Source organism: Bradyrhizobium sp. CCGUVB23, from assembly GCF_024199885.1.
Taxonomy (GTDB): Bacteria; Pseudomonadota; Alphaproteobacteria; order Rhizobiales; family Xanthobacteraceae; genus Bradyrhizobium.
This window is the reverse complement of record NZ_JANADQ010000001.1, coordinates 6,485,250-6,508,462: the sequence shown is the minus strand read 5'-3', so window position 1 is coordinate 6,508,462 and position 23,213 is coordinate 6,485,250. Positions and strand designations below refer to the sequence as shown.

20 protein-coding genes and 3 pseudogenes are annotated in these 23,213 nt (G+C 61.4%); 10 read left to right on the top strand and 13 right to left on the bottom strand.

Features of this window, described 5'->3' with window-relative positions:
- Window positions 1-15: 15 nt before the first annotated feature.
- Complete coding sequence (locus tag NLN62_RS30055; RefSeq protein WP_254111234.1) at window positions 16-2,085, bottom strand: hypothetical protein; 2,070 nt, start codon at window positions 2,083-2,085, stop codon at window positions 16-18.
- Between the two features lie 478 nt (window positions 2,086-2,563).
- On the opposite strand from NLN62_RS30055, the gene NLN62_RS30050 reads away from it, so the two are divergent.
- Both NLN62_RS30050 and NLN62_RS30045 read left to right on the top strand, forming a co-directional pair.
- Complete coding sequence (locus NLN62_RS30050) at window positions 2,564-3,244, top strand: hypothetical protein (RefSeq protein ID WP_254111233.1); 681 nt, start codon at window positions 2,564-2,566, stop codon at window positions 3,242-3,244.
- A gap of 274 nt (window positions 3,245-3,518) precedes the next feature.
- The gene (locus NLN62_RS30045) at window positions 3,519-4,355 is read left to right on the top strand and encodes a DUF1194 domain-containing protein (RefSeq protein WP_254111232.1); all 837 of its coding nucleotides are present in this window, start codon (window positions 3,519-3,521) and stop codon (window positions 4,353-4,355) included.
- Between the two features lie 4 nt (window positions 4,356-4,359).
- On the opposite strand, the gene NLN62_RS30040 is transcribed toward NLN62_RS30045, so the two are convergent.
- The 4 genes and pseudogenes from NLN62_RS30040 to NLN62_RS30025 all read right to left on the bottom strand — a co-directional run bounded on the left by NLN62_RS30040 (window position 4,360) and on the right by NLN62_RS30025 (window position 8,279).
- Window positions 4,360-5,664 (bottom strand): AAA-associated domain-containing protein, encoded by a 1,305-nt coding sequence (locus NLN62_RS30040; RefSeq protein WP_254111231.1) that lies wholly within the window; start codon window positions 5,662-5,664, stop codon window positions 4,360-4,362.
- A 13-nt stretch (window positions 5,665-5,677) separates the two neighbouring features.
- Window positions 5,678-7,411: pseudogene (locus tag NLN62_RS30035) on the bottom strand (ABC transporter permease).
- A gap of 15 nt (window positions 7,412-7,426) precedes the next feature.
- Window positions 7,427-7,669, bottom strand: a pseudogene (locus NLN62_RS30030) (carbohydrate porin); the annotation flags it as partial.
- Window positions 7,670-7,823: 154 nt separating this feature from the next.
- Window positions 7,824-8,279: a helix-turn-helix transcriptional regulator gene (locus NLN62_RS30025; protein ID WP_254111230.1), complete on the bottom strand. Its 456-nt coding sequence runs from the start codon at window positions 8,277-8,279 to the stop codon at window positions 7,824-7,826.
- A 235-nt stretch (window positions 8,280-8,514) separates the two neighbouring features.
- On the opposite strand from NLN62_RS30025, the gene NLN62_RS30020 reads away from it, so the two are divergent.
- A complete protein-coding gene (locus NLN62_RS30020; RefSeq protein WP_254111229.1) occupies window positions 8,515-9,030 on the top strand; it encodes an arsenate reductase (azurin) small subunit in 516 nt (171 codons plus the stop codon).
- A 14-nt stretch (window positions 9,031-9,044) separates the two neighbouring features.
- Window positions 9,045-11,564 (top strand): arsenate reductase (azurin) large subunit, encoded by a 2,520-nt coding sequence (locus NLN62_RS30015; protein ID WP_254111228.1) that lies wholly within the window; start codon window positions 9,045-9,047, stop codon window positions 11,562-11,564.
- A gap of 65 nt (window positions 11,565-11,629) precedes the next feature.
- Here the strand turns inward: NLN62_RS30015 and arsC are convergent.
- The 6 genes and pseudogenes from arsC to NLN62_RS29985 all read right to left on the bottom strand — a co-directional run bounded on the left by arsC (window position 11,630) and on the right by NLN62_RS29985 (window position 15,571).
- Window positions 11,630-12,030 (bottom strand): annotated as a pseudogene (gene arsC, locus NLN62_RS30010) (arsenate reductase (glutaredoxin)).
- Window positions 12,027-12,728 carry an MIP/aquaporin family protein gene (locus NLN62_RS30005; protein ID WP_254111227.1) on the bottom strand — a complete coding sequence of 234 codons (702 nt, stop codon included), beginning with the start codon at window positions 12,726-12,728 and terminating at the stop codon, window positions 12,027-12,029. Before NLN62_RS30005 ends, arsC begins: the two are co-directional and overlap by 4 nt.
- The gene (locus NLN62_RS30000; RefSeq protein WP_254111226.1) at window positions 12,728-13,255 is read right to left on the bottom strand and encodes an arsenate reductase ArsC; all 528 of its coding nucleotides are present in this window, start codon (window positions 13,253-13,255) and stop codon (window positions 12,728-12,730) included. Before NLN62_RS30000 ends, NLN62_RS30005 begins: the two co-directional genes overlap by 1 nt.
- A 136-nt stretch (window positions 13,256-13,391) precedes the next feature.
- Window positions 13,392-14,216 carry an arsenite methyltransferase gene (locus NLN62_RS29995; RefSeq protein WP_254111225.1) on the bottom strand — a complete coding sequence of 275 codons (825 nt, stop codon included), beginning with the start codon at window positions 14,214-14,216 and terminating at the stop codon, window positions 13,392-13,394.
- 28 nt (window positions 14,217-14,244) lie between these two features.
- The gene (locus NLN62_RS29990) at window positions 14,245-14,583 is read right to left on the bottom strand and encodes an ArsR/SmtB family transcription factor (protein ID WP_371933040.1); all 339 of its coding nucleotides are present in this window, start codon (window positions 14,581-14,583) and stop codon (window positions 14,245-14,247) included.
- A 232-nt stretch (window positions 14,584-14,815) separates the two neighbouring features.
- Complete coding sequence (locus tag NLN62_RS29985; RefSeq protein WP_254111223.1) at window positions 14,816-15,571, bottom strand: DUF4336 domain-containing protein; 756 nt, start codon at window positions 15,569-15,571, stop codon at window positions 14,816-14,818.
- A 393-nt stretch (window positions 15,572-15,964) separates the two neighbouring features.
- On the opposite strand from NLN62_RS29985, the gene NLN62_RS29980 reads away from it, so the two are divergent.
- The gene (locus NLN62_RS29980) at window positions 15,965-17,557 is read left to right on the top strand and encodes an ATP-binding protein (protein WP_254111222.1); all 1,593 of its coding nucleotides are present in this window, start codon (window positions 15,965-15,967) and stop codon (window positions 17,555-17,557) included.
- Between the two features lie 496 nt (window positions 17,558-18,053).
- On the opposite strand, the gene NLN62_RS29975 is transcribed toward NLN62_RS29980, so the two are convergent.
- Window positions 18,054-18,275 (bottom strand): hypothetical protein, encoded by a 222-nt coding sequence (locus NLN62_RS29975; RefSeq protein ID WP_254111221.1) that lies wholly within the window; start codon window positions 18,273-18,275, stop codon window positions 18,054-18,056.
- Window positions 18,276-18,764: 489 nt separating this feature from the next.
- Here NLN62_RS29975 and NLN62_RS53620 point away from each other — a divergent pair, with 489 nt between their 5' ends.
- Window positions 18,765-19,115: a recombinase family protein gene (locus NLN62_RS53620; protein WP_371933039.1), complete on the top strand. Its 351-nt coding sequence runs from the start codon at window positions 18,765-18,767 to the stop codon at window positions 19,113-19,115.
- A gap of 165 nt (window positions 19,116-19,280) precedes the next feature.
- Here the strand turns inward: NLN62_RS53620 and NLN62_RS29965 are convergent, their stop codons facing one another.
- Window positions 19,281-19,445 carry a hypothetical protein gene (locus NLN62_RS29965; protein ID WP_254111220.1) on the bottom strand — a complete coding sequence of 55 codons (165 nt, stop codon included), beginning with the start codon at window positions 19,443-19,445 and terminating at the stop codon, window positions 19,281-19,283.
- A 446-nt stretch (window positions 19,446-19,891) separates the two neighbouring features.
- Between NLN62_RS29965 and NLN62_RS29960 the strand changes: the two genes are divergently transcribed.
- The 4 genes from NLN62_RS29960 to NLN62_RS29945 all read left to right on the top strand — a co-directional run bounded on the left by NLN62_RS29960 (window position 19,892) and on the right by NLN62_RS29945 (window position 23,209).
- Entirely contained in the window at window positions 19,892-20,707 is an 816-nt protein-coding gene (locus NLN62_RS29960) for a class I SAM-dependent methyltransferase (protein WP_254111219.1), read from the top strand.
- A gap of 52 nt (window positions 20,708-20,759) precedes the next feature.
- A complete protein-coding gene (locus NLN62_RS29955; protein ID WP_254111218.1) occupies window positions 20,760-21,272 on the top strand; it encodes an OsmC family protein in 513 nt (170 codons plus the stop codon).
- A gap of 86 nt (window positions 21,273-21,358) precedes the next feature.
- Window positions 21,359-21,916 (top strand): OsmC family protein, encoded by a 558-nt coding sequence (locus NLN62_RS29950; RefSeq protein ID WP_027526663.1) that lies wholly within the window; start codon window positions 21,359-21,361, stop codon window positions 21,914-21,916.
- A 36-nt stretch (window positions 21,917-21,952) separates the two neighbouring features.
- On the top strand, window positions 21,953-23,209 hold the full coding sequence (locus NLN62_RS29945; RefSeq protein WP_254111217.1) for an NAD(P)/FAD-dependent oxidoreductase: 1,257 nt from the start codon (window positions 21,953-21,955) through the stop codon (window positions 23,207-23,209).
- The last annotated feature ends 4 nt before the right edge of the window (window positions 23,210-23,213 follow it).

Here is a 23,213-nt window from a genome sequence, read left to right as displayed (position 1 = left end):
ACAGGAGACATCGACTTACGGTTGCCTGGCCGGGCCGATCTGCGGCGCGCGCACAGGCTTGGCCATCCCGAAGAAGATCGTGACACCTTGTCCGCCGCAGCGGGTTGAGAGCGCCTCGTCGGGAACGCCGAAGCAGCTATCTATATCCTGCCAATTATTCATGACCCAAACGTCGCCTGCCGGCCCAATGGCAAGATCGGTCTGCATCTGCAAGCCCCCGCCGACATAACCGCCAAGTGGCGAAATCTGGTCTCCCGTCTTCGTTCCTGGCGGGCAATTTTCTGTACGGACACCGCACAGCTGAGTAATTGGGCTATTCGGAGCGGCAAAGTTCGAGACCCAAACGTTGTCGTTGCCGTCAATGGCCGCAGCCCAAGGACCGGGTAGACCGCCGCCCTTGAAAGGCGAGCCGGGATATTCGCTGCCGTCGGGCTTCAACAAGGTGACGCTGCCGTCACCACCGCGATGTTTAGACATTGTTCGTGTTAAGACTTCATCCGCGTTGCCGCCGAGCTCTAACCTTGCGATCATATCTGCTACGGTCAACTCCCCTCGGATCGAGTTACCTAGCCGGTTTGTCACCCACACATTGCCTTGACTGTCGATGCCAAGCCCGCTGCCGCTCCAACCAGTGCTGAACTTCTCTGCTTTGCTCGGATCAGAGGCAGGAAACCTCGTTGCGTGGGCCCCAGCGCCATTCGTCACCCAAATACGGTCCTGTTGATCAATGGCTAGATGGAACGGGCCTAGGAACGACTTACACGGTTCTACTTCACGCCCCTCGCATACGATCTGCCCTTTGTTCAGATCCCCTTTTGGAAAATGAAGTAGCTGGTTTTTGCTGACGCCCAGTGCCCACATATCGCCATTCGGCGCGGCAATAATGCCCTGCATCAGCCCGAGCTTGCCGTTGAACGTAATTCCCTCTGGGGGCGTCAACGGCTTGCCGTTCTTATCGAACACCGCGATGGACTTGCCGCCGTAGCTACTGATCCAAGCACTATCGTTAGCATCGACTGCTAAGCCGAATGAGCCCCCCTGCATTCCTCCACCAGCGAAACCGGTAGTGATTGGGGATAACGGTTTTCCATTCGGGTTGAACTTGGTCGCGTTACCCTGCCAAAGATCATCCTGTCCCTGCCAGCCAATTGTAAAGTTGTCGCCGGTCCATAGGTTGCCTTCGCTGTCGAACATTGCCCCGCCGCCTGCGCGATAGCCTCCCCCGTCGAACTTCAACGGCAGCACCCAGGCACTCGGAGGGAATTTCAGGTATGGCATGAACGGGACCTGGCGCATGGTTTTACCCGCAGGCACTGGATAGAACTCGCTTAGCAATCGAAACGACCGCTCGGGCTGATACCAGGGATAGCGGGCAATCGCCTGCGCCGCCGTCAGCGTGTCCGTCGGCGCGCTTCCCTTCGGAGGTGTCACGGCTGCAAATAGGCTGCTGCATGCGTCTGGTTTTACTAGCGTAGCGCAAGCGGACAGCAGGTCGGTCAGGGTAGCGAAGTTCGCCATGGTGGGGGTCTGGCTCCCGTTAAGCGGGTCTTGAATAGTCGGACCCCATCCACCTGTCTGAAGATCGACAAAGCTCGGGACGTTGCCGGCGGCGATCTTGAGACCAAGCGCATGACCTTTGATCGCAGTCCCATCAAAGAACTGGTTGTTGGTCCACACCGATGCCACGGTTGTCATCTCGTTGATGACCACTGTGGACGGAGGCGAGTTACCTAAGACCGATACCATCGCAATCGCCGGATTGTCGCCAGCGCCCCTGTTGACCAAGGCTTCGCCACCTTTGGCAACGACATATAAAATCACATCCGCGCCGGGCGTTTCCTGGCTGGTGAGTTGGAAACGGCCGTCACCGTTTGTTCTTGCTTGCGCCAGTTGTTTGGGCTCGCCCGCACTCGCAGCCCAAAGCGTGACGGACGAATTTGCGATACCGCCACCGCCCGCTTGAACTTGGCCCTCGATACGAATAGCGGCCTTGGCCGGGCTGCACGCGAAGCCCAGCGCACCGAGCGTCACAAGCATCGCAACCATTTGCGCTGTGTTGATGAAGAGCGTTCGCACACGGAACATGTTTGCCTCCTTGAAGGGCGGTCTTTGTCCTGAGTGTAAGGCGGCGCGCAGGGTATTTATCTCTCCGGCCGGCCAAGCAACGGTAGCTCGCGGGGCTAGAGCCGCTATGCGACATCGGCAAGAATGAAAGATCGTTGCGCGATCCCCCCGCAGCCGAGCGCGGAACCGCGTATCGAGCGCCGAAGCGAGGCAATAGCCAATGTCGCCTATGGGTCAAAACCGGTAATACTCTGACCGAGCGTAATATTTCCGCTTAGCCCTCAAGATCGGACATCTGCGAGTTGTTGAGTACACGCCCTAGCAGAATTCCCATTTCGATCAGCGTTTGGATATTGCGAGCAAGAGCCCGGCCGGTCCGCCATCGGAAACTCGTAATGCTTGATGGGGAAGGGGTGAGTCAATTTGACTCACAGAAGCTCCTTGCGGAATTGCGACATCAACGAGTCTGATACTCCGCCTATTCCAAAGGAGATCTCGCGTGACCGATCTCACTTACAATCTGAATGGCGGCTTCAAGCCGACAACGAAGAGGTTCGCTGACCTCAGTGGACCGGACTTTTTCCAGACGCCAGCTTGGGCAACATTCGCATTGGTCGATAATGAAAAGTTCGACGGCGAAATTTGGGAGTGCGCGTGCGGTGATGGCAGCATGTCGCGCGTGCTGGAGCAGACTGGCCAACCTGTTCGCAGTTCTGACTTGCATGATCGGGGATATGGAGAGGTCGGTGTTGACTTTCTTCGTGCAGAGTGGACGACCGACAACATCGTAACCAATCCGCCCTATAATTGCGCCGAGGGGTTTGTCGCTAGCGGCGTCAAGCTGGCGAAGCGAAAGTTCGCACTTCTCCTGCGTTTGGCCTTCTTAGAGGGCACGAACAGAGCCAATACGATCTTTTCCAAAATGCCACCTGCCCGCGTCTGGGTTTTCAGTGAGCGCATTACCTTTTACCCAAGCGGTGTCGCGCCGAAAGGCAGCGGGACGACTGCCTATGCCTGGTTTGTTTGGGACAAAGAGGCGGAGGGGCCAACTGAACTGAGGTGGTTCAGACCCGGCTACAAAGCAAAGCATGCTCAACTACACCACGTTCCGGTCGAGCAAGATCAAGCACGAGGGCAGAACCACAAGGTGATCCCAACTTCTGGAGAGCGCGCCGGGTGACATCCGCCGCAGGCGCATCGAAATGCGCGTCCACCGACTGCCTCTTGGTGGTGGACAGCTGTCGCAGAAGGGGGCCTGGGGCGCTCAGTCTAGATTAAAAGGGACCAGGTACCGGTACCGTGAGATGCTGGCGACCAGATCCGCTCCATGTTCGATCGCGTCTGGTGCGCAATACTCCCACATCCCGGGAACGTGAATTGGCGAAGTACGCCTTTCCGCTTTCGGCAGCGGCCGCTGCATGTCACCATCGCGCGTGCGACGCGGAGGTTTACTCATGCAGGCTCGATGGGGCGTCTCCATTGGATCGTTTTTCGTTGCGGGTCTACTCGCGGGGAGCAGCATCGCTGGTGTCGGCGGCCGACAGGAGGCCGCGGACAAACAGGCTGCGCCCTCGGTCGATGTCGAGCTGGTCATTGCGGTCGACGTCTCCTACTCGATGGATCTCGACGAACTGGCGGTCCAGCGGGAGGGCTATGCCCAGGCCATCGTATCGAAGGAGTTCCTGCAGGCGCTGAGAGGCGGTCCGAACGGCAAGATCGCGATCACGTATTTCGAGTGGTCGGCGTCCAGCGATCAGAAGCTGATCATTCCCTGGCGGGTGATCGATGGGCCCGAGACGGCCGATGCCGTCGCCAATGAAATCATGCAGACGCCCGTCCGGCGAGGGTCGCGGACATCGATCTCGGGCGCCATCCTGTACGCGATGCCTCTCTTCGACGAGAACCTGAACCGCGGCTTTCGGCGCGTCATCGACATCTCAGGCGACGGTCCCAACAACAACGGACCGCCGATCACGCCCGCCCGCGACGAGGCCCTGGCAAAGGGCATCGTCATCAACGGCCTGCCGGTCATGGTGAAGGAGCCGTCCTATTCCTCGATGGATATCGAGAACCTCGACTGGTACTACGAGGACTGCGTCATCGGCGGGCCGGGCTCCTTCGTCGTGGCGATCAAGGACCGCGACAACTTCAAGGAGGCCATCCGGACGAAGCTTCTGCTCGAGGTCGCCGGAAAGGCGCCCGAACATCGCGTGGTGCCGATCGCCGAGAAGGAGCCACGTATAAGCTGCACCATCGGCGAGAAGATCTGGCAGGACCGCTGGGGCCGCTAGGCACCTAGCCCGGGTTTTCGAGGCTGAAGGTCTCGGACTGCTCGTCGTAGGCGAACAGCTCGGCGTAGCGCCCCCAGGACACGATGGTCTTGATCGTATCGGCCGCATCCTCCTCGGACATATAGTCCTCGAGTTCGTTCCGGAAGCGTGCGGCCGGGGCCGTGTGCGACGGACGCTCGTCCAGCACGCGACGGATCAGTCCCATGACCGGCACATAAGTGAGGAGATGCTCGGAGAACATCCTCTTGCGCGCATCGGTCTCGAGGTGCGCAAATCGCCTGGCGGCCTCCGTCAGCACAAGATCACCTTCGCTGAGTTGGGCGAAGCGCAGCAACTGCAGTGCCTCGCCGAGATGCAGGATCTCGTCGGCCTCGAGCTGGAGCTGGCTTGCTAGCACCGGCAGGTCGGCATGCCCGTTGTAGGGTGCCCTGGCCAGCGTCTCGATCAGGCCGGACAGCACGTTGGAGGAGACGTGATGGAGCATCATGCCGACGCCGGTGCCGGGAATGCCCTCGAGCGAAGGCGCCTTGGGCTCGGCGCGCTGGGTCATGCGGGCATAGATGCTGTCGACGAGCTGGCGGAAATAGGGGTCGAGCCGGTTGCGCGGATGCGGCATATCCACTTTGATCTCGGCGGCGACACGCCCCGGATTGGACGAGAACACCAGGATGCGATCGCACATCAGCACCGCTTCCTCGATATTGTGGGTCACCATCAGGACCGACTTGATCGGCAGCCGGCCTTCGATCCAGAGATCGATCAGGTCGGTGCGCAGCGTCTCGGCGGTGAGCACGTCGAGGGCTGAGAACGGCTCGTCCATCAGCAACAGGTCCGGATGCACCACCAACGCGCGGGCAAAGCCGACGCGCTGGCGCATGCCGCCGGACAACTCCTTGGGAAAAGCGGACTCGAAGCCGTCGAGGCCGATCAGGTCGATCGCCGCCAGCGCGCGCTTGCGCCGCTCGGCGGCCTCGACGCCGAGCGCCTCCAGCCCGAGCTCGACGTTCTGCAACACGGTCAGCCAGGGAAACAGGGCAAACGACTGAAACACCATCGCAACACCGTTCGGCGGGCCGACGATGGTCTCGCCGCGGCAGGTTGCGCTGCCCGAGGAGGGCGTCATCAGGCCGGCAATGATCCGCAGCAGCGTCGACTTGCCGGAGCCGGAGCGGCCGAGCAGGCCAACGATCTCACCGGAGCGGATGGTGAGATCGACCTTTTCGAGCACCAGCAGCTCTTCGCCCGAGCCCTTTGGAAAGGAGCGGCAGACGCCGCGGATATCGATGAGTGCGGCGGGATGGTCGAGCATGATGATCTCCTCGTCAACCGAGACGCAGGCGGCGTTCGGCGAAGGCATAGAGCGGCCGCCAGACCAGGCGATTGAACAACGTCACGAGGATGCACATCGTGGCGATGCCGAGCACGACGCGCGGGAAATCGCCGGCCTCGGTTGCGGTGGCGATATAAGCCCCAAGGCCCGTGGCCTGCAAATGTGTCTCGCCCCAGCTCGCGACCTCCGCGACGATGGACGCGTTCCACGAGCCGCCGGACGCCGTGATCGCGCCGGTGACGTAGTAGGGAAAAATGCCAGGCAGGATCACCTTGATCCACCAACGCCATCCCCCGAGGTGAAAGCTGCCGGCGGCCTCGCGCAAATCGGTCGGAAACGCGCTCGCACCTGCGATAACATTGAACAGGATGTACCACTGTGTCCCGAGGATCATCAATGGACTCAGCCAGATGTTCGCGGCGAGCTTGAAGCGGACGATGGCGACGACGAACACGGGAAAGGCGAGGTTGGCCGGGAAAGCCGCCAGAAACTAAGCCAGCGGCTGGATACGTTCGGCAAGCTTGGGACGAAGTCCAATCCAGACGCCGACCGGCACCCAGATCAGCGTGGCGAGGCTGATCAGCACGACGACGCGCAGCAGCGTGATCAGCCCGTCGCGGATCGCAACGAGGACATCGGATAGGCCGAGATCGGCTGAGAGATAGCGATAGGTCAGCCAGGCGGCGTAGGCGGTGCCAGCGAGGATCACGGCGATCCAGAGCGCGTCGATCAGGCGCGACGGGCGACCCTTGGCCTTTCCGGCTGGCACCAGCTGCGGCAGTGGAATGCGCAAATTCGAGATCATTCGGTTCACCGCCGCGAAGGGAAGCGTGAGGGCGCGCAGCGCCCGGGTGCGGCGGAACAGGTCAAGCATCCAGGAGGTCGGTGCCTCACCCGACGCAGTCTGCTCGAAGCGAAATTTGTCGGCCCAGGCGACGATCGGGCGGAACAGCAACTGATCATAAGCGATGATGACGAACAGCATCGTTACCATGGCAAAAAAGATCGCTTCCAGATTCTGCTGCTGGATGGCCAGCGCGACATAGGAGCCGACGCCCGGCAGCGTCACCGTGGTGTTGCCGACCGTGATGGCTTCCGATGCCACCACGAAGAACCAGCCGCCCGACATCGACATCATCGCGTTCCAGATCAGGCCCGGCATCGCGAACGGCACGTCGAGCCGCCAGAAGCGCTGCCAGGGCGAGAGGTGGAAGCTTTGCGCCGCGTCTTCCAGATCCTTCGGCACGTTGCGGATCGACTGGTACATGCTGAAGGTCATGTTCCAAGCCTGGCTGGTGAAGATCGCGAACACTGAGGCGAGCTCGGCGCCCAGCACCTGCCCCGGAAACAGGTTCCGGAAGAAGACCACGGTGAAGGTGAGGAAGCCCAGGATCGGCACCGATTGAAGGATGTCGAGCAGCGGGATCATCACCATCTCCGCGCGCCGGCTCTTGGCGGCGATCGCCGCATAGATGAAGGTGAAGATCGTGGAGCAGACGATGGCGAGCAGCATCCGCATCGTCGTGCGCAGCGCATAAAGCGGCAGGTGCGACGGATCAAGCGACACCGGCGTCCGCTCCAGCTCGGACAGCGGCGCCGTGGTCTGCTCGCCGCCGTAGACGATCAGCACCAAGGCGCCAATCACCAAAATCAGTGCGGCGACGTCCCAAACGTTAGGGCGCAGCGCTTGCCCGATCGCCGCGTTATGAAAATCCTGAAGCTTCATGAGGTCCGGCTCTGACTAGAATTCGGCCTGCAGGCGGCCCGAGACGATCGAAACCGGTCCGCGATCGGCGTTGTAGGCGGGGTTCGCAATGAACTGGTAGTCGAACGTCAGCGTCGTCCAACTGTTGAGCTTCCAGGCATAGTAGGCTTCGAGGATACGCTCCTGGCTGTAGTCGAGCTGCCCGTCGCCGATCAGTAAGCCGCCAGCGGCTAGGAAATCGCGGTGTGCGGCGGAGAGTCCGTTGATGGCGCCACCGATGAGGCGCGCGATCACTTCGCTGATGGGCCAGAATCGGAAGTCCCGCCCTCGAAGAACCCACGTCGGGTTTTAACACCCGACTCTTCTGGCTGCGAGACAAGGGCTCAGCGGCCAAATCTGACCCCCGCCGTTCCGACGATACGGGCTGCGGCCCTCATGCTTTCCGCTTGGCTGCGGTTTTCTTCGGCCGTACTTGAGCCTTGGAGCCGGTGGGGGCACAGCAGGCTTTGCTCACGTCCGCCGCGACCAAGTTGCAGAGCTCGGGATGGCCGTCACAGCACTCATTGACCAGAAACCCGATCAGCGCTCGCATCCCCTCAACGTTCGCCCGATAGATGATGGTTCGCCCCTCGCGCGCGCTCCGGAGCAGCCCCGCCCGGACCAAGATGGCCAGATGGGACGAAAGCGTATTGTGCGGTGCGCCAATCGTATCGGCGATCACGCCGGCGGTAATGCCGACCGGCTCGTGCTTAATGAGCAGACGAAAAATCGCAAGACGCGTGGGCTGAGCAAGCGCGGCAAGAGCGGAGATCGCGTGAGGCTCCGTCAGGCTTCCTTCGGCCGGCCCCATGCTGGCGTGGCTGGCAACCGCCAGCATCGACTTCCGCATTCCGTAATCTCCGCGCGAGTCATTTAGGTACGTCATCTTTAACCCACAGAGCAGGTGACAAGCCAGCACGTTTCGACTATTTAATATGTCGAGACGTCTCGACACATCGTAGCCCCTCGATGTGAAGGGCGTGCGACTGAAGAATAACGAGCGCTCCGGCCGGTAGGCGTACCGGGCCGATCTCGAGGAAACACCCGCCAGTAGGCGTACTGGCGAAGGTCGAGGAGCATTCACCATGTCGCGCTGCGATCGTATGGTCGACGTCGGCCGCCGTCGCTTCATGAGCGGGGCGGGTCTTGCCGCCGCCGGCGTTGCCATCACCTCAATCACGCCCACCCAGGCCGCGCCGGCAGGCGCAAGGGTGGACTATCCCGTCAACCGTCTGGCCAACCTCAAGGATCTCAAGCTCAACGAGCCGCTGAACGTCTCCTATCCGGACGATAAGGCTCCCGGCGTGCTCCTCAAGCTGGGCACGAAAGTGCTAGGAGGCGCGGGTCCCGAAGGCGATATTGTCGGCTTCACGACAATCTGTCCGCACAAGGGCTTCACCCTCAACTACAGCGCCGCCGATCGGACCATGAACTGCCCCGGCCATTACTCGCGGTTCGACTGCGAGGCGGGCGGCCAGCAGATCTGGGGCCAGGCCACGCAGAATCTCCCGCAGTACGTGCTACGCGTCGACGAGAAGGGCGACATCTACGCCGAAGGCGTGGACGAATTGCTCTACGGCCGCCTTTCCAACGTGCTCTAAGGGGAGGAACGACCATGGCCTACAAGCGTCAAATCGACCGGCTCCCGATCATCCCCGCGGATGCCAAGGAACACAACGTCACTTGCCATTATTGCATCGTTGGGTGCGGCTACAAGGCCTACACCTGGGCTGCCAGCAGGCAGGGCGGCACCGCTCCAAATCAGAATAAATTTGGTGTCGACCTTTCAAAGCAGCAGGGTGCCGAAACCGAAGCCTGGTACTCGCCTGCGATGTACAACATCGTCCGCCAGAATGGCCAGGACATGCACATCGTCATCAAGCCCGACAAGAACTGTGTCGTGAACTCAGGGTTGGGATCAATTCGCGGCGCTCGGATGGCCGAGATGAGCTACTCGCAACAGCGCAATACGCAGTTGCAGCGCCTCACGGATCCCATGGTCTGGCGCTACGGGCAGATGCAGCCGACCAGTTGGGACGATGCGCTTGACCTCGTCGCGCGCGTGACGGTCGCCGTGATGAACGACATGGGCGAGGACGGCGTGTTCGTCTCGGCGTTCGACCATGGCGGCGCCGGCGGCGGCTACGAGAACACCTGGGGCACCGGCAAACTCTACTTCGGCGCCATGAAGGTGAAGAACATCCGGATTCACAATCGTCCAGCGTACAACTCGGAAGTCCACGCCACCCGCGACATGGGCGTGGGCGAGCTCAACAATTGCTACGAGGATGCCGAGCTCGCCGACACGCTCGTCGCAGTCGGCACCAACGCGCTCGAGACCCAGACCAACTACTTCCTGAATCACTGGGTTCCGAACCTGCGCGGCACGTCGCTCGACAAGAAGAAGGCCGAGTTTGGCTCCGAGCCGGTCGAACGCGCCAAGGTCATCATCGTCGATCCGCGTCGAACGGTGACGGTCAATGCCTGCGAGGTCGAGGCCGGCAAAGACAACGTCATGCACCTGGCGATCAATTCCGGTACCGACCTCGCGCTGTTCAATGCGTGGATGACCCACATCGCGGACAAGGGCTGGCTCGACAAAGCATTCATTGACGCCTCGACGACGAACTTCGACCAGATGAAGGCCGCAAACAAGATCAGCCTTGAAGACGCAGCGCAGATTACGGGTCTTACTGCCGATCAAATTCGCAAATCCGCTGAATGGATTGCACAGCCCAAGGCAGGCAATGCGCGGCGTCGAGCGATGTTCGCGTACGAGAAGGGACTCATCTGGGGCAACGACAACTACCGCACCAACGGCGCCCTGGTGAATGTCGCGCTCGCAACGGGCAATATCGGTCGGCCCGGCGGCGGCTGCGTCCGCATGGGCGGGCACCAGGAAGGCTACTCGCGGCCGTCCGACGCGCATGTGGGGCGGCCCGCAGCCTATGTCGACCAACTCCTGATCGAAGGCAAAGGCGGCGTCCATCACATCTGGGGCTGCGATCACTACAAGACCACGCTGAACGCATTCAAGTTCAAGCAGGCGTACAAGAAGCGTACCGACATGGTGAAGGACGCCATGATGACGGCGCCCTATGGCGACCGGCCCGCGATGATCAACGCGATCGCGGGAGCGATCAAGCAAGGTGGGCTCTTTGCGGTCGACGTGGACATCGTGCCGACGAAAATTGGCCAGGCGTGCCACGTGTGGCTGCCGGCGGCAACATCAGGTGAGGCCAACCTCACCTCGATGAACGGCGAACGCCGTATGCGTTTGACTGAGAAGTACATGGACCCGCCCGGCCAGGCGATGCCTGATAGCCTGATCGCCGCGCGTATCGCCAACAATATGGAGCGCGTGCTGCGTGAGCAGGGCAAGGCCGACATCGCCGACCACTTCAAGGGCTTCGATTGGAAGACCGAAGAAGATGCCTTCATGGATGGTTATCACCAGCATGAAAAAGGCGGCGAGTTTGTCACCTATGCCCGCTTGCGTACCATGGGAACGAACGGCTTCCAGGAGCCCGCCGTTGGACTTGAGACCGGCGCGGCCGCCGCGGGCACGCCAACCGGCACAACGACGGGGGCAGCAGGGGCCGCGGAGCGGATCGTCGGCACCAAGCGGCTCTATACCGACGGCAAGTTCAGCAGCAAGGACGGCAAGGCCAAGTTCATGGAGACGCAGTGGCGCGGTCTGCAGGCGCCCGGCAAAGAAGCCGAGATGAAGGAATTCCCGTTCCTCATCAATAACGGCCGCGCCAACGTCACCTGGCAGAGCGCCTATCTCGACCAGGACAACGAGTTTGTCACGGACCGGATGCCCTATCCCTACCTCCAGATGAACCCGCAAGACATGGACGAACTGCGGCTCAAGCCCGGCGATCTGGTCGAGCTTTACAACGACAACGGCTCGACCCAAGCGATGGTCTATCCCACTCCGACCGCCAAACCGAAGCAAACGTTCATGCTCTTCGCCCAAGCGACCGGCGTGCAGGGCAACGTGGTTTCACCCGGGGTGAACGAATTCATCATCCCGAATTACAAGCAGACGTGGGCGAACATCCGGAAGCTCGCGGATGCGCCCGAGGGCGTGAAGCATCTCAGCTTCAAGCCGCTCGACTACCGGGTCTGAGGCGAGCGGCCCCGACGTCCAAGTCGGGGCCCATGCCGGCCAACGTCATCCGCGAGCTGGTGGCTCTAGGTCTCGATGACCTCGCCGTCTTCCTTCACGAAGCGGCCAATGTGCGGATTCGGGAGCAAATCCAACACCGCCTCCGAAGGCCGACATAGCTTGACCCCCTCGGACGTGACGACGATGGGGCGGTTCATCAGGACTGGCTGTGCAAGCATCTGATCGATCAGTTCGTCGTCCGTCCACTTCGGATCGTCGAGACCGAGCTCATGGAATGGCGTGCCCTTCTCGCGAAGCAGTGCGCGAACCGGAATGCCCATGGCCTTAATAAGCTCGACCAGCTTTTCGCGGGAGGGCGGCGTCTTAAGGTACTCGATGACAGTAGGCTCGACGCCGCTCTGGCGGATCATTGCGAGCGTGTTGCGCGACGTGCGCAATCGGGTTTGTGATAGATCGTAATGTTCATCGTGAAGTCTCTGCAATAGGTACCGGTCCGCGGACCGCCGGCCTTCCCAGTAGCCAGTTCATCAGCAGGGAAGCGAGAATGGCGCCGAGCAGCTCAGCGACAATGAACCCCGGCAGATCGATGGGACGGATTCCCGCGAATGTGTTGGTCAACGAGCGCGCAATCGCCACGGCGGGGTTGGCGAACGAAGTAGAAGCGGTGAACCAGTACGCGGCCGTGATGTAGAGGCCGACGAGCCATGGCACAGCATTCCGTAGAAAGCGAATACCCCCCAGGATCGTTGCGACAAGTCCGAATGCGGCCACTGCCTCCGCGAACCATTGCGCGCCGCCGGTCCGCACCTTCATCGATATGTCGAGAATGGGCAGTCCGAACATAAGGTGTGCAGCCATCGTTCCGGCAATGCCGCCCGCAATCTGGGCAACGACGTACAGCAGTGCCTCCTGCACAGGAAGTTCGCGCTTGCCGGTGAAGACCAGCGTCACGGCCGGGTTGAAGTGCGCCCCGGAGATCGGTCCTAGAACCGTGATCAGGACGACGAGGATCGCGCCGGTCGGCAGCGTGTTGCAGAGAAGCGCGAGCGCCACGTCCTTGGTCAGCGTTTCGGCCATGATGCCGGACCCTACGACGGTCGCGACCAGGATTCCGGTGCCGAGCGCCTCGGCGGCCAAACGCCGTGAGAGATCGAAATTGTCCATCAGCCGGCCTTCGGGTGGGGGTTGCTGCTTCCTTCCAGCTTGCCGATCTCGCGCAGCTTGGCACCGAGCGACAGGCTGTCGATCGAGCGTAGCGGCAGATTCATGAAGATCGAGATGCGGTTCTTCAGGTACCGGAACGCAGCCACGAAAGCCGCCTCCTTCTCGAGCTCGGTCCCCTGCACGGCGGCCGGATTCTCGATGCCCCAATGCGCCGTCATCGGCTGCCCGGGCCACACCGGGCACGCTTCACCGGCGGCGCTGTCGCAGACAGTGAAGACGAAGTCCATCACCGGAGCGTTGGGCGCGGCGAACTCCAGCCAGCTTTTGGAGCGCATGCCGTCGGTCGGGTAGTTCGCGGCCCGTAGGACTTTCAAGGCGAACGGATTCACCTCTCCCTTAGGTTGGCTTCCCGCCGAGAACGAGCGAAACCGGCCAGCTCCGTCTCTGCGCACGATCGATTCCGCCAGGATCGAGCGGGCAGTGTTGCCAGTGCACAAAAACAGGACGTTGTAGACCTTGTCGGGCACGGCCAATCCTCCCCTCGATCTCATTCGACGTGTCCAGACTTATCGAAATATTGTTCGTGGGTCAACGCGAGCAACTTGAACTCGCCGTGTCATGCAACTGTCATGAAATTGGGGTGCTGGCCGTACCTGCCCACGTTCAGCTGCAGCACGTGGGCGCGCAGCACGACGTGCCATCGCGGGGCTTCACGGCCCGGATGAACGCACCCATGAACTTACCGTCGACCTCTTTCGCCATTGCGTCCACGTCGATGCCTTTGCCAGCTAGGAATTCGCGAGCGTCCTCCACCTTGTAGATGCGGGTCGGCTCGATGCTGGATTGCTCGAAACCCGCAGCCTTCAGCTTGGAGTTGTACTCGTCCTCTTCCAGGGCGCCAGCGATGCAGCCGACCCAGAGCAGCATGTCGCTCCGTAGTTGGTCGGGCACTTGCCCTCGGGCCACAACATCGGAGACCGCAAAACGGCCGCCGGGCTTCAGCACCCGGAATGCTTCACGCAGCACCTGGTCCTTGTCGGCTGACAGGTTAATCACACAATTTGAAATGATCACGTCGACGGAATTGTCCGGCAGCGGGATGTGCTCGATTTCTCCTTTGAGGAACTCGACGTTCAGCGCCCCGGCCTTCTTCTGGTTCTCCCGGGCAAGCGCGAGCATGTCATCGGTCATGTCGAGACCATATGCGTTGCCCGAGGGGCCAACGCGACGTGCGGAGAGCAGAACGTCTATGCCGCCGCCCGATCCGAGATCGAGCACCGTTTCTCCTTCCCTCAACTCCGCAAGTGCGGTCGGATTGCCGCAACCGAGCGAGGCCAGGACAGCCGCCTCGGGCAGCGCTCCCGTCTCTTGTTCGGAGTAGAGGTTGGACGTGATGGGGCTCGTTGATGCATCCGACCCGCAGCAGGAGCTTGCGCGCAAGGCGGCTTGGCTATACTTCTGGCGGACGGCTTCCTTGGTGTCTGTCATGCGGACCTCCTAGGCTGTATTGGAGCTTTTACGCAGGCACTTTCGTGCGCTTCGGTTTGCGCGCTGCGCCGGGCGAGCACTGCGCACCCCTGCAGCAGTTTTCGGTGAGGAAAGCGACCAGCGCATTCATCCGCTCGTACCGCGCCATGTAGATGATTGATCGACCATCGCGCCGCGCGGTGACGAGCCCGGCCATGCGCAGCCGGTCGAAGTGAAACGTCAGCGTGTTGGGAGCAAGGTCAAGCACCTCGGCCACCGCGCCCGCTGCCATACCTTCCGGCCCCGCCTGCACCAACAGCCGGAATACATCGAGGCGATTGTCTTGAGCGAGCGCGCCCAAAGCGGCGACAGCATCTACTTTTTCCATATTTCAACGATTATTGAAATGCGGCGGAATGTCAAGACATGTTTCAGTGGCCATCCCCAATGCCGAAACCGGTTGCCAAGCCCCCAGTCCGGTCTCCCCTCGATAGGCCGCTCCGGATAAGCCGATCGGCAAGCTCAGGGCCAGGAGTAGAACTGAACGACGTAGCCGCCGAAACGTTTGCTAAAGTGTGGAAAGCGGAAATTGGCGTTCGGGGAGGCGGACTGAGCCACTTTCAAGAGGCCGGCCCTCCGAATATCCTCCCAATCACTTCGCTGCCTCGGGACTCGAAACACCGGCCGTGACTGAGCAAAACGCGCTCGGGTTGCCAAGCGTAGATTTTTGCGAACGCCGCCTTTGCCCTCCGCCGCTGCAGCAGCAGCGGGAGCCACATGCCGAAAAACATTTGCCCGCGGGGATAATACATACCAGTGAGCTTTGTCGCCGTTCGCCAAGGCTCCGGCATCTTGCTTAATTCGATGTTGATGATCGCGTCCGCGAGAATCAGCGACTTCGACGCCTTATGAAAGAAAACAAACTCTTTGAAGTATCCACCGGGAAACAGCGTCTGGTCGATGTCATGCCGCCATTCCTCAGGCGGATTGGGGTCGAGGTCTCGCGCAAACGTGACATCGATCTGCCGAGCGCGCGCTCTCTGACGGACGAGCGGAGATGCCCATGTAATCGCATCGGGAAAGGCTTTCGACCACTCCCCGATATGAGCGTAGTGAAACTGGTTGGGCGAAACGAGATGTCGGATTGTCCCCATCCGCTGTAGCTCGCTTGCGAGCGCCACATTAAATTTGATTGGCGAGTGGAGGAAGAGGTCATCGTTCGAGAGGCGCACGATTGTCATCCGTGTAGTGAAAGGCAGTGGCAATCTGACGCCACCCACGGTCAAGTACTCGAATGGTCCATCAACTATCCCGACGTCCGGCGCTATCGGCTTGTAGACGTTGATTGGCTCGTAGAGAGAGGCACCCACAGTCATCTCCTGGATAGCTTCTTAGACGAAATATCTCTGATCCCGGGATGTATGTAACGGGTCACGAGCGTCGTTTCGGTCGCTCGCAGGCTATTTCCGGTTTGCCCCCAGCAGCCGCCATGCGGACGAACGCTGGATTTAGTCGGTGTGGGGCAGAACCCAGCCGGCGGCGAAAAGTCTGACCTGTCGGGTGTTTTTGGCATCAGCGCCTGGCTGGCTCGCTTCCTGAAGTGCAGCAGGCGGGTTCTGGTGGCTCCCAGATCACTGCAGCAATCCTCGCCGGCCGGCGTGGCGCTTGCGCGGTCGGCGGAAAGCTGAATGATCGGATGTGTCATCTCGGCGGGCCGATCGGATCGCGATTGAACCCGTGCTGTCCGCTTCTAGGAGGGTATCCTGGACATGTCGACGCTTAGCCCGTATGGCGCGTGCCTGCTGTGGAAGCCGGGATTGATCTGGCTGAATGCCGTTTCCGACGCCATGGTCGCCGTCGCGTTCTTTGCTACCGCGTTCGTCCTCGGGTTCTTCGTGTGGCGGCGCCACCGCGATGTGATGTTCCGCGGCGTATTCTGGGCATTTGCCACATTTGCCACGGTCTGCGGAGTGACTCGACTGCTGTCGATCCTCACTTTGTGGGTACCGGCTTACGACATCGAGGGCTTTATCAAAGGCCTTCTGGCGCTGGTCTCAGTCGGGATCACAGCCGCCCTTTTGATGATGCTGCCCCGGCTCCTGGTGCTGCCGACACGCCTCCAGCTTCAGCAAGCATATGCGGCACTTGAGGAGGAAACCAGGCAACGTCACAAGGCGGAGGCCATGGTCAGACGCTTCCGGGAGATCGAGGCCAACGAGGCCCAGATCCGGCAAGCGCAGAAGATGGAAGCCATCGGACAACTCACCGGCGGCGTTGCCCACGACTTCAACAACATTCTGACCGTAATCACCGGCACCATCGAAATCCTCGGCGATGCGGTCAAGGATCGTCCGCATCTCGCCCAGATAACGAATATGATTGGCGCCGCCGCATCAAGGGGGGCCGACCTGACCCAGCATCTGCTGGCCTTTGCCCGTCAACAACCGCTGCAGCCACGCAGCACTGACGTCAACGCCTTGGTCATCGATGCAGCACGGTTGTTACGACCGACACTCGGCGAACAGATCGAAATCGATTCGATGCTGGCGCACGATGCCGCCCCGGCTCTGATCGATTCCAGTCAGCTCTCGACCGCGATCCTGAACCTCGCCCTGAATGCGCGTGACGCTATGCCGAACGGCGGCAAGTTGACGTTAGAGACCAAGAATGTCGTGCTCGACGAGAGCTACGCCAGCATGAACAGCGAGGTTAAGCCGGGCAACTATGTCATGATTGCGGTGAGCGACACAGGGGAGGGAATCCCTCGCAGCCTGCTCGACAAGGTGTTTGAACCGTTCTTCACCACGAAGGACATCGGCAAGGGATCGGGGCTAGGTCTCAGCATGGTCTACGGCTTCGTCAAACAGTCGAACGGACATGTCAAGATCTACAGCGAGGAGGGCCACGGCACCACGGTGAAGCTTTACTTGCCGGAAGCCGCAGGTGTCGCGGATGCGCCGGCCACCGAAACTGGCATCTCCGGGGGCGAACACGGCGACGAATCTATCCTGATTGTCGAAGACGATGCGCTGGTCCGCGAATACGTCGTGACGCAGATCAGCCGTTTCGGGTATCGGACGCTGACCGCCGGCAATGCCGCCGAAGGGCTGGCAATCATCAACGGTGCTGAACGCGTCGATCTGCTGTTCACCGACGTGATCATCCCCGGCGGCATGAACGGCCGGCAACTCGCAACCGAAGCATTGAAGCGACGCCCAGAGCTCAGGGTGCTCTATACGTCTGGCTATACCGAGAACGCCATCATGCATCACGGCCGGCTTGACTCCGGCGTGCTGCTGCTGCCGAAACCTTACCTCAGCACTGATCTCGCGCGGATGATTCGGATCGCGCTGGCATCGTGAATTCGTCCGGATGGCCAGACCTCCCTTGGTCGCCCGTCCCAATACCGGACCGGCATCAATCGACAGCCCTTGTGGGGCAAATCATCAGCTGCTGCCGTCATATCATACGTGACGCCTTGCTGTAATTTCACTGAAAAGGGCCGGCCCGGCGAGCCAAGCATCGTCGAGCGTTTCTTGCTTGGTCGCCGACCGGCGCTGCGGCTCTGGCGCCATTGCAACTGCCGACCGTTGTTATCCCAGCCAGAGGGAAGCGAGCGGATCATCAATATGGCTCTGCGGTTGCGGCCTAAAGGCGCGCGGCGCAGGCTGGCTATTCGTCCCATAGACTTGCGCGTGTGACCACACCAAGGGCTTACCATGCGCGTGCATTGGCCTGGCCGCAACAGCGGCGGGAGAGCCAAGCGCGATGCCGAGCACCAATGTTGCGAAAGCGAGAACAGGTCGTCGTGATCTTGCTACGGGCATTCCGATTCTCCGTTTTGGGGTCGTGTGGCAGTCAGTGGGGTGAGTCGGGTGTCTCATTGCGCGCGCCCGCTTTGCTGATTGGACCGGCGCAGCAAGAAGGGCGACGGCACGGCACATCAAAGATAGAGCCGGCGCAGGTGCTTGTTTGCGAAAGAGACACCTGGGGCGAATTCGACTGCTGTTCCCGCGCGGTGGTGAAGCGAATCGCCATCAGAAGCGCGCTCGTCAGCATCACCAGCAGATAGATCTTCATGTTGCTCTCCGCTTCCCCATTGCAGGCGGATGACAACATATCGGCCTCGCCTCGACTGTGATGCACGGCACATCAATGATGGCGCGGCAAGAAGGGCGACGGCGGTTGATCTATTGCAACTGGTTTTGCAGACCCCTGCGTAACCACTCCGCCTTGCGCTCTCGGTCCCGCCGCTGACGACGCTCGCCCGATATTCCGGGTCGCTGGCGTACCGCTCCGCCATCCGCTTATCGCCGAAATGGCGAATGGGGATGCCTTGGGCCGTAACTGTCCACCAGCCCGCAGGATAGCTAGCGGGCACGACCTCATAGGCTTCATTCGCGTGATTGTCGGGAATCGGATTGAACATCGGCTTTCCTTGACACTCGATTCGAGGCGAGATGAAGCGATAGCGGAGAATCTCCGCCACCCTAGCTAGAAGGTCCGGTGTGAAGTTGGCGTGGCCAAGCTCGACCGGCTCAGCCGTGACGTCGCGTTCATTCAGGCCTGATGGCGCAGCGGGTGCCGTTCATCGTCACCGCGCTGGGCAGGAACGTCGACCCGTTCATGCTGCACATCTACGCGGCGATGGCGCAGCAGGAGCGCGCGATGATCAGCCGGCGCACCAAGGAAGCACTGGCAGCGGCCAAGGCGCGCGGCGTCAGGCTTGGCAGGCAGGAGATCGCCGACGCCAACCGCGGCGCCGCCGCAGCCCGTGACGCCGAGCTGGAGCCTGTCCTGCGGGAGTTGTCGCACTTGTCCTCAAGGGCTGCTGCCGCCGAGATCGAGCGCCGTGGCCTCGGCAAGCTGTCGTACAAGACCATCGCGCGCGCTCGCGTTCGGCTCGGGCTGGAGGATTGATCGATGATACGTTCTCGCGATGCCAAGGGCCGCTTCGTCAGGCACACCGCACCGCGCCGCTGCCGCCGCATGTCATCTTTTTTCCCGTCGGGGCGCGCCGTGCTGCCTGTCAGCCGGCTGCTGCAGCGACACAACTGCGCCGGCCGTTGAATGGGGACACCGACGTCAATCCTTACGCCGCTCCTGGACTATGTTCCGGATGGTGACGTGGATGTCCTTGTCGTCCTCGCCGGTGTGCGGCTGGGTGGGCTTGCCCCAGCCGCGGTCCAGCAGGATGCTTGCCGCCGACACGCGCGCGGCCGCTGGCACGGCTTCTTGGCTGCGCGACACGTGCGGGTCAACTGCCCGAGCCACGGAGGCGAAGTGCGCTCGCACGATCTCGAAGGCCCGCTCGACGCTGCCTGGTTAGCGCCGGCGCCCGCCCAGCGCTGAGACCTTGGGGCGCACCTTCGTGCCACGCCTGGCCGAACCTACTGGTGGCATAGCAGGCGGGGCTCACGCGCCAGGGCATCGAAACGTTTGATTCCTGAATGCTGGGAGCCAATCGCGGGACTCCGACCGTCACTCAAAGACGTGACTTCCGGCAATGGGAGTCGGGTAGGATCGAGGCAGTCGAACCGCACGAGTACCCCCGTTCGCCTTGGAAATCGGCCGCGTCCTCAGCGAATAATCAGGGCAATCTCAGGGACAAATCAAGCTATCCTCAAACACTTAGACCTATTTCGGGCGCATCCTCCATCCTGCCGATTGCGACGATCCTCATCGAGAGGATGAAGATGGACGCTAAGCTGCAACGACGCGTGCAACGGTACGGATGGGACAAGGCCGCCTCGTATTATGAACGTTCGTGGCAAACCCAACTCGAACCGGCACAGTCCACCCTACTCGATTTGGCCGCCCTTGAGCCCGGGGGCGAGGTTCTGGACGTTGCCTGTGGCACGGGGCTTGTGACCCTCAGAGCTGCCGCCGCGATTGTGCCCAGTGGTATGATTGTCGGCACGGACATTTCTGAGCAGATGGTCCTCGCCGCGCGAGACATCGCGGCCGGTCGGGGAATCGCAAATGCTCAGTTCGAACGAATGGAGGCCGAGCAGTCGACCTTCGGCGACAATTCATTCGACGTCGTGCTTTGCGCTCTAGGCCTGATGTACGTGCCTGATCCCGAGAAGGCGATACGCGACTTCCATAGAGTGCTGCGGCCGGGAGGGCGCGCCGTATGCGCCGTTTGGGGCCAGCGGAGCAAGTGTGGGTGGGCGGAAATTTTCCCCATCGTTGATGCGCGTGTCCAATCGGAGGTTTGCCCAATGTTCTTTCGCCTTGGCACAGCCCAGAACCTGCAGCATGCGTTCAGCGCTGCCGGGTTTGGCGACATTGTCGAGAGGCGACTTGAGACACGACTCGAATACGCCACGGGCGACGAAGCCTGTGATGCGGCATTCGTCGGCGGACCGGTGGCGCTCGCCTACAGTCACTTTTCGCCCGACACGAAGTCAGAAGCGCGCAAGGAATATCTCGAGTCCCTCAAGGCCTATCTGATTAGCGACCACTATTCGATACCGGGAGAATTCGTTGTCGTTGCAGGAACGAAGTGAACCCCTTTCGCCGGACGAACAGTTCGGTACGTCCATTTGGGAGGATCGGACCATGTCAAATTCGCGCGTGCGCGAGTCATTGGAAAGACTACACCGTGTGTTCCTCGAACGCCCGGCGGCAGCCAAGAAATCGAACCCGCCGGCGAGCGCAACGTGGCAGAATGGACTGCGGTGTGAAGTCACGGGGCCCCATGGGGAGAGGGTCATCACCGACATGCCGCCTGCCATGGGAGGTGATGCGAGTGGGCCGAACCCCGGCTGGCTGCTGCGAGCTTCTATGGCTTCATGTACTGCTACGTCGATCGCCATGCTTGCTGCTCGCCTCGGTATCACCCTGAGATCGCTCAAGGTGACCGTACACAGTGAGACAGACGCTCGCGGAATGACGGGCATCGATGGAGTTTCGACAGCGCTCAGTAGCCTGCGTATGTCGATTGAGATCGGGGCGGAAAATGTCCCTGATCAGCAATTGCGTGATCTGGCCGAAATCGCCGAGACGCAATCGACCGTGGACTGCACCCTCAGGGAGCGGCCGCCGCTGGCAATCGAGGTTTCGCTTGTCTAGCTCTTTCAGAACTTCTGATCGCGCGGCAACGAAATTGCCGCGGGATTAGTAACTCAACCGCACGGATATTAACAGGGAGACACATCATGGCAAACGGTACAACTGTCAGCAATGGCGTCAACGTTCAGGCTTTGCTCGACGCGCGCGACGCTCTCACCAAGGCTCCGGAGGCCGCGCAGTTCAAGTGGCGCGCGGCGTGCGAGTGGAAGAACGGCACCCACAGCCATTCGACCGTCGAAAGCTTCTTCGGCCTCGGCGAAGAGCAGCACCGCAAGACCACCTTCAACTTCGATGCCGATCATCCGGAGGTCTTCGCCTCCGAGGACAAGGGCGCGACGCCGGTGGAGTTCGTCCTGGTCGGACTGGCAAGCTGTCTCACCGCAGGCGTCGCGGCGGTCGCGCAGAACCGGAACATCCAGTTGAAGTCCGTGACCGCGACCATCGAGGGCGACATGGACCTTGCCGGCATCCTCGGCATCGACAGCGAGGTGCGCAACGGCTTCAAGGGCATCACGGTGAAATATAAGATCGATGCCGACGCGAAGCCCGAGGACATCGAGGCGCTGGTTGCGCAATCGCAGAAGCGTTCGGCGGTCTATGACATCGTGACCAATCCGACGAACGTTACCGTCGTGGTGAACTGATCGCGGCAGCGACCACTATCTTGCCGAGACGGCCCGATGAGCGCTGTCACCACCGTCATTGTCGGTGCGGGGCACGCGGCTCTTGCGATGAGCCGCTGCCTCGCGGAGCGTTCGATCGACCATGTCCTGCTGGAGCGCGGCGAAGTCGCGCAGAGCTGGCGTACCGAGCGATGGGACTCGCTGCGGCTGCTCACGCCCAAGTGGCAGAGCCGGCTGCCCGGATTCACCTATACGGGCAGCGATCCCGATGGTTATCGGACGCTGCCGGAAATCGTCGACTTTATCGCAGGCTATGCGAAATCGATCTCGGCCCCGGTGCGAACGCATACGACCGTCACCTCCGTGCGCAGCGATGGTGCGGGGTACCTCGTGCGCACGGATCGCGGCGACTGGCGATGCCGCACCGTCGTCATTGCCTCGGGTGCGTGCAACACCGCGAAGGTGCCGAGCTTTGCGGCGAGCGTGCCGCCGTCGGTCGCGACGCTGACAGCGCAATCCTATCGCAATCCGACTCAGGTTGCCGACGGTGGCGTTCTCGTCGTCGGCGCGTCCTCGAGCGGCACACAGATCGCGCACGAGCTCCAGCGCTCGGGACGGCCAGTCACGCTCGCGGTCGGCGAGCATATCCGGGCCCCGCGCGTCTATCGCGGCAAGGATCTGGAATGGTGGATGGACGCCGCAGGCGTGCTCGACGAACGCTATGACCAGGTGGACGACGTCGTGCGGGCGCGGCGCGTTCCCTCGCTGCAGCTTGCCGGCACGCCGGACCGCTCGACGCTCGACCTCAATGCGCTCTCCGACATTGGTGTAAAGCTTACCGGCCGTCTCGCGGGCATCACACAGGACGGCAAGGCGCAATTTTCCGGCTCGCTGCGCAACATGTGCGCGCTTTCCGATCTCAAGATGCGGAGGCTGCTCGAGCTCCTCGATGAATGGGCGCGCGCGAACGGCCTCGACGGCGCGGTGGCGACGCCCGATCGGCTGCCGCCGACCCGCGTCGAGGACGCGCCCCCGCTCGGCATGGACCTGGTCAAGAGCGGGATCAGGACCATCATATGGGCTTCCGGCTATCGGCCGGATTATTCCTGGCTGGAGCTGCCGGTGCTCGACCGCAAAGGCTACGTCACGCATGACGGCGGCGTTGTCCCGGCGCCGGGCGTCTACCTCATGGGGATGCAGTTCCTGCGGCGTCGGAAGTCAGCATTGATCGATGGCGCCGGCGATGACGCGCGCGACCTCAGCGCGCATCTCGCCGCCTATCTGGACAATGCGGCTCGGCGGATGAGCGCGTGATCGC

Coding starts and splice junctions, on each gene's coding strand:
- NLN62_RS30040 (WP_254111231.1), bottom strand. CDS start 5,664: ATGCTCGACCATCCCGCCGCACTCATCGATATCCGCGGCGTCTGCCGC.
- NLN62_RS29980 (WP_254111222.1), top strand. CDS start 15,965: ATGTCGACGCTTAGCCCGTATGGCGCGTGCCTGCTGTGGAAGCCGGGA.
- NLN62_RS30020 (WP_254111229.1), top strand. CDS start 8,515: ATGTCGCGCTGCGATCGTATGGTCGACGTCGGCCGCCGTCGCTTCATG.
- NLN62_RS29945 (WP_254111217.1), top strand. CDS start 21,953: ATGAGCGCTGTCACCACCGTCATTGTCGGTGCGGGGCACGCGGCTCTT.
- NLN62_RS30005 (WP_254111227.1), bottom strand. CDS start 12,728: ATGGACAATTTCGATCTCTCACGGCGTTTGGCCGCCGAGGCGCTCGGC.
- NLN62_RS29985 (WP_254111223.1), bottom strand. CDS start 15,571: ATGACTGTGGGTGCCTCTCTCTACGAGCCAATCAACGTCTACAAGCCG.
- NLN62_RS30055 (WP_254111234.1), bottom strand. CDS start 2,085: ATGTTCCGTGTGCGAACGCTCTTCATCAACACAGCGCAAATGGTTGCG.
- NLN62_RS30015 (WP_254111228.1), top strand. CDS start 9,045: ATGGCCTACAAGCGTCAAATCGACCGGCTCCCGATCATCCCCGCGGAT.
- NLN62_RS29975 (WP_254111221.1), bottom strand. CDS start 18,275: ATGAAGATCTATCTGCTGGTGATGCTGACGAGCGCGCTTCTGATGGCG.
- NLN62_RS29955 (WP_254111218.1), top strand. CDS start 20,760: ATGTCAAATTCGCGCGTGCGCGAGTCATTGGAAAGACTACACCGTGTG.
- NLN62_RS29960 (WP_254111219.1), top strand. CDS start 19,892: ATGGACGCTAAGCTGCAACGACGCGTGCAACGGTACGGATGGGACAAG.
- NLN62_RS29995 (WP_254111225.1), bottom strand. CDS start 14,216: ATGACAGACACCAAGGAAGCCGTCCGCCAGAAGTATAGCCAAGCCGCC.
- NLN62_RS29990 (WP_371933040.1), bottom strand. CDS start 14,583: ATGGAAAAAGTAGATGCTGTCGCCGCTTTGGGCGCGCTCGCTCAAGAC.
- NLN62_RS53620 (WP_371933039.1), top strand. CDS start 18,765: ATGGCGCAGCGGGTGCCGTTCATCGTCACCGCGCTGGGCAGGAACGTC.
- NLN62_RS29950 (WP_027526663.1), top strand. CDS start 21,359: ATGGCAAACGGTACAACTGTCAGCAATGGCGTCAACGTTCAGGCTTTG.
- NLN62_RS30045 (WP_254111232.1), top strand. CDS start 3,519: ATGCAGGCTCGATGGGGCGTCTCCATTGGATCGTTTTTCGTTGCGGGT.
- NLN62_RS30025 (WP_254111230.1), bottom strand. CDS start 8,279: ATGCGGAAGTCGATGCTGGCGGTTGCCAGCCACGCCAGCATGGGGCCG.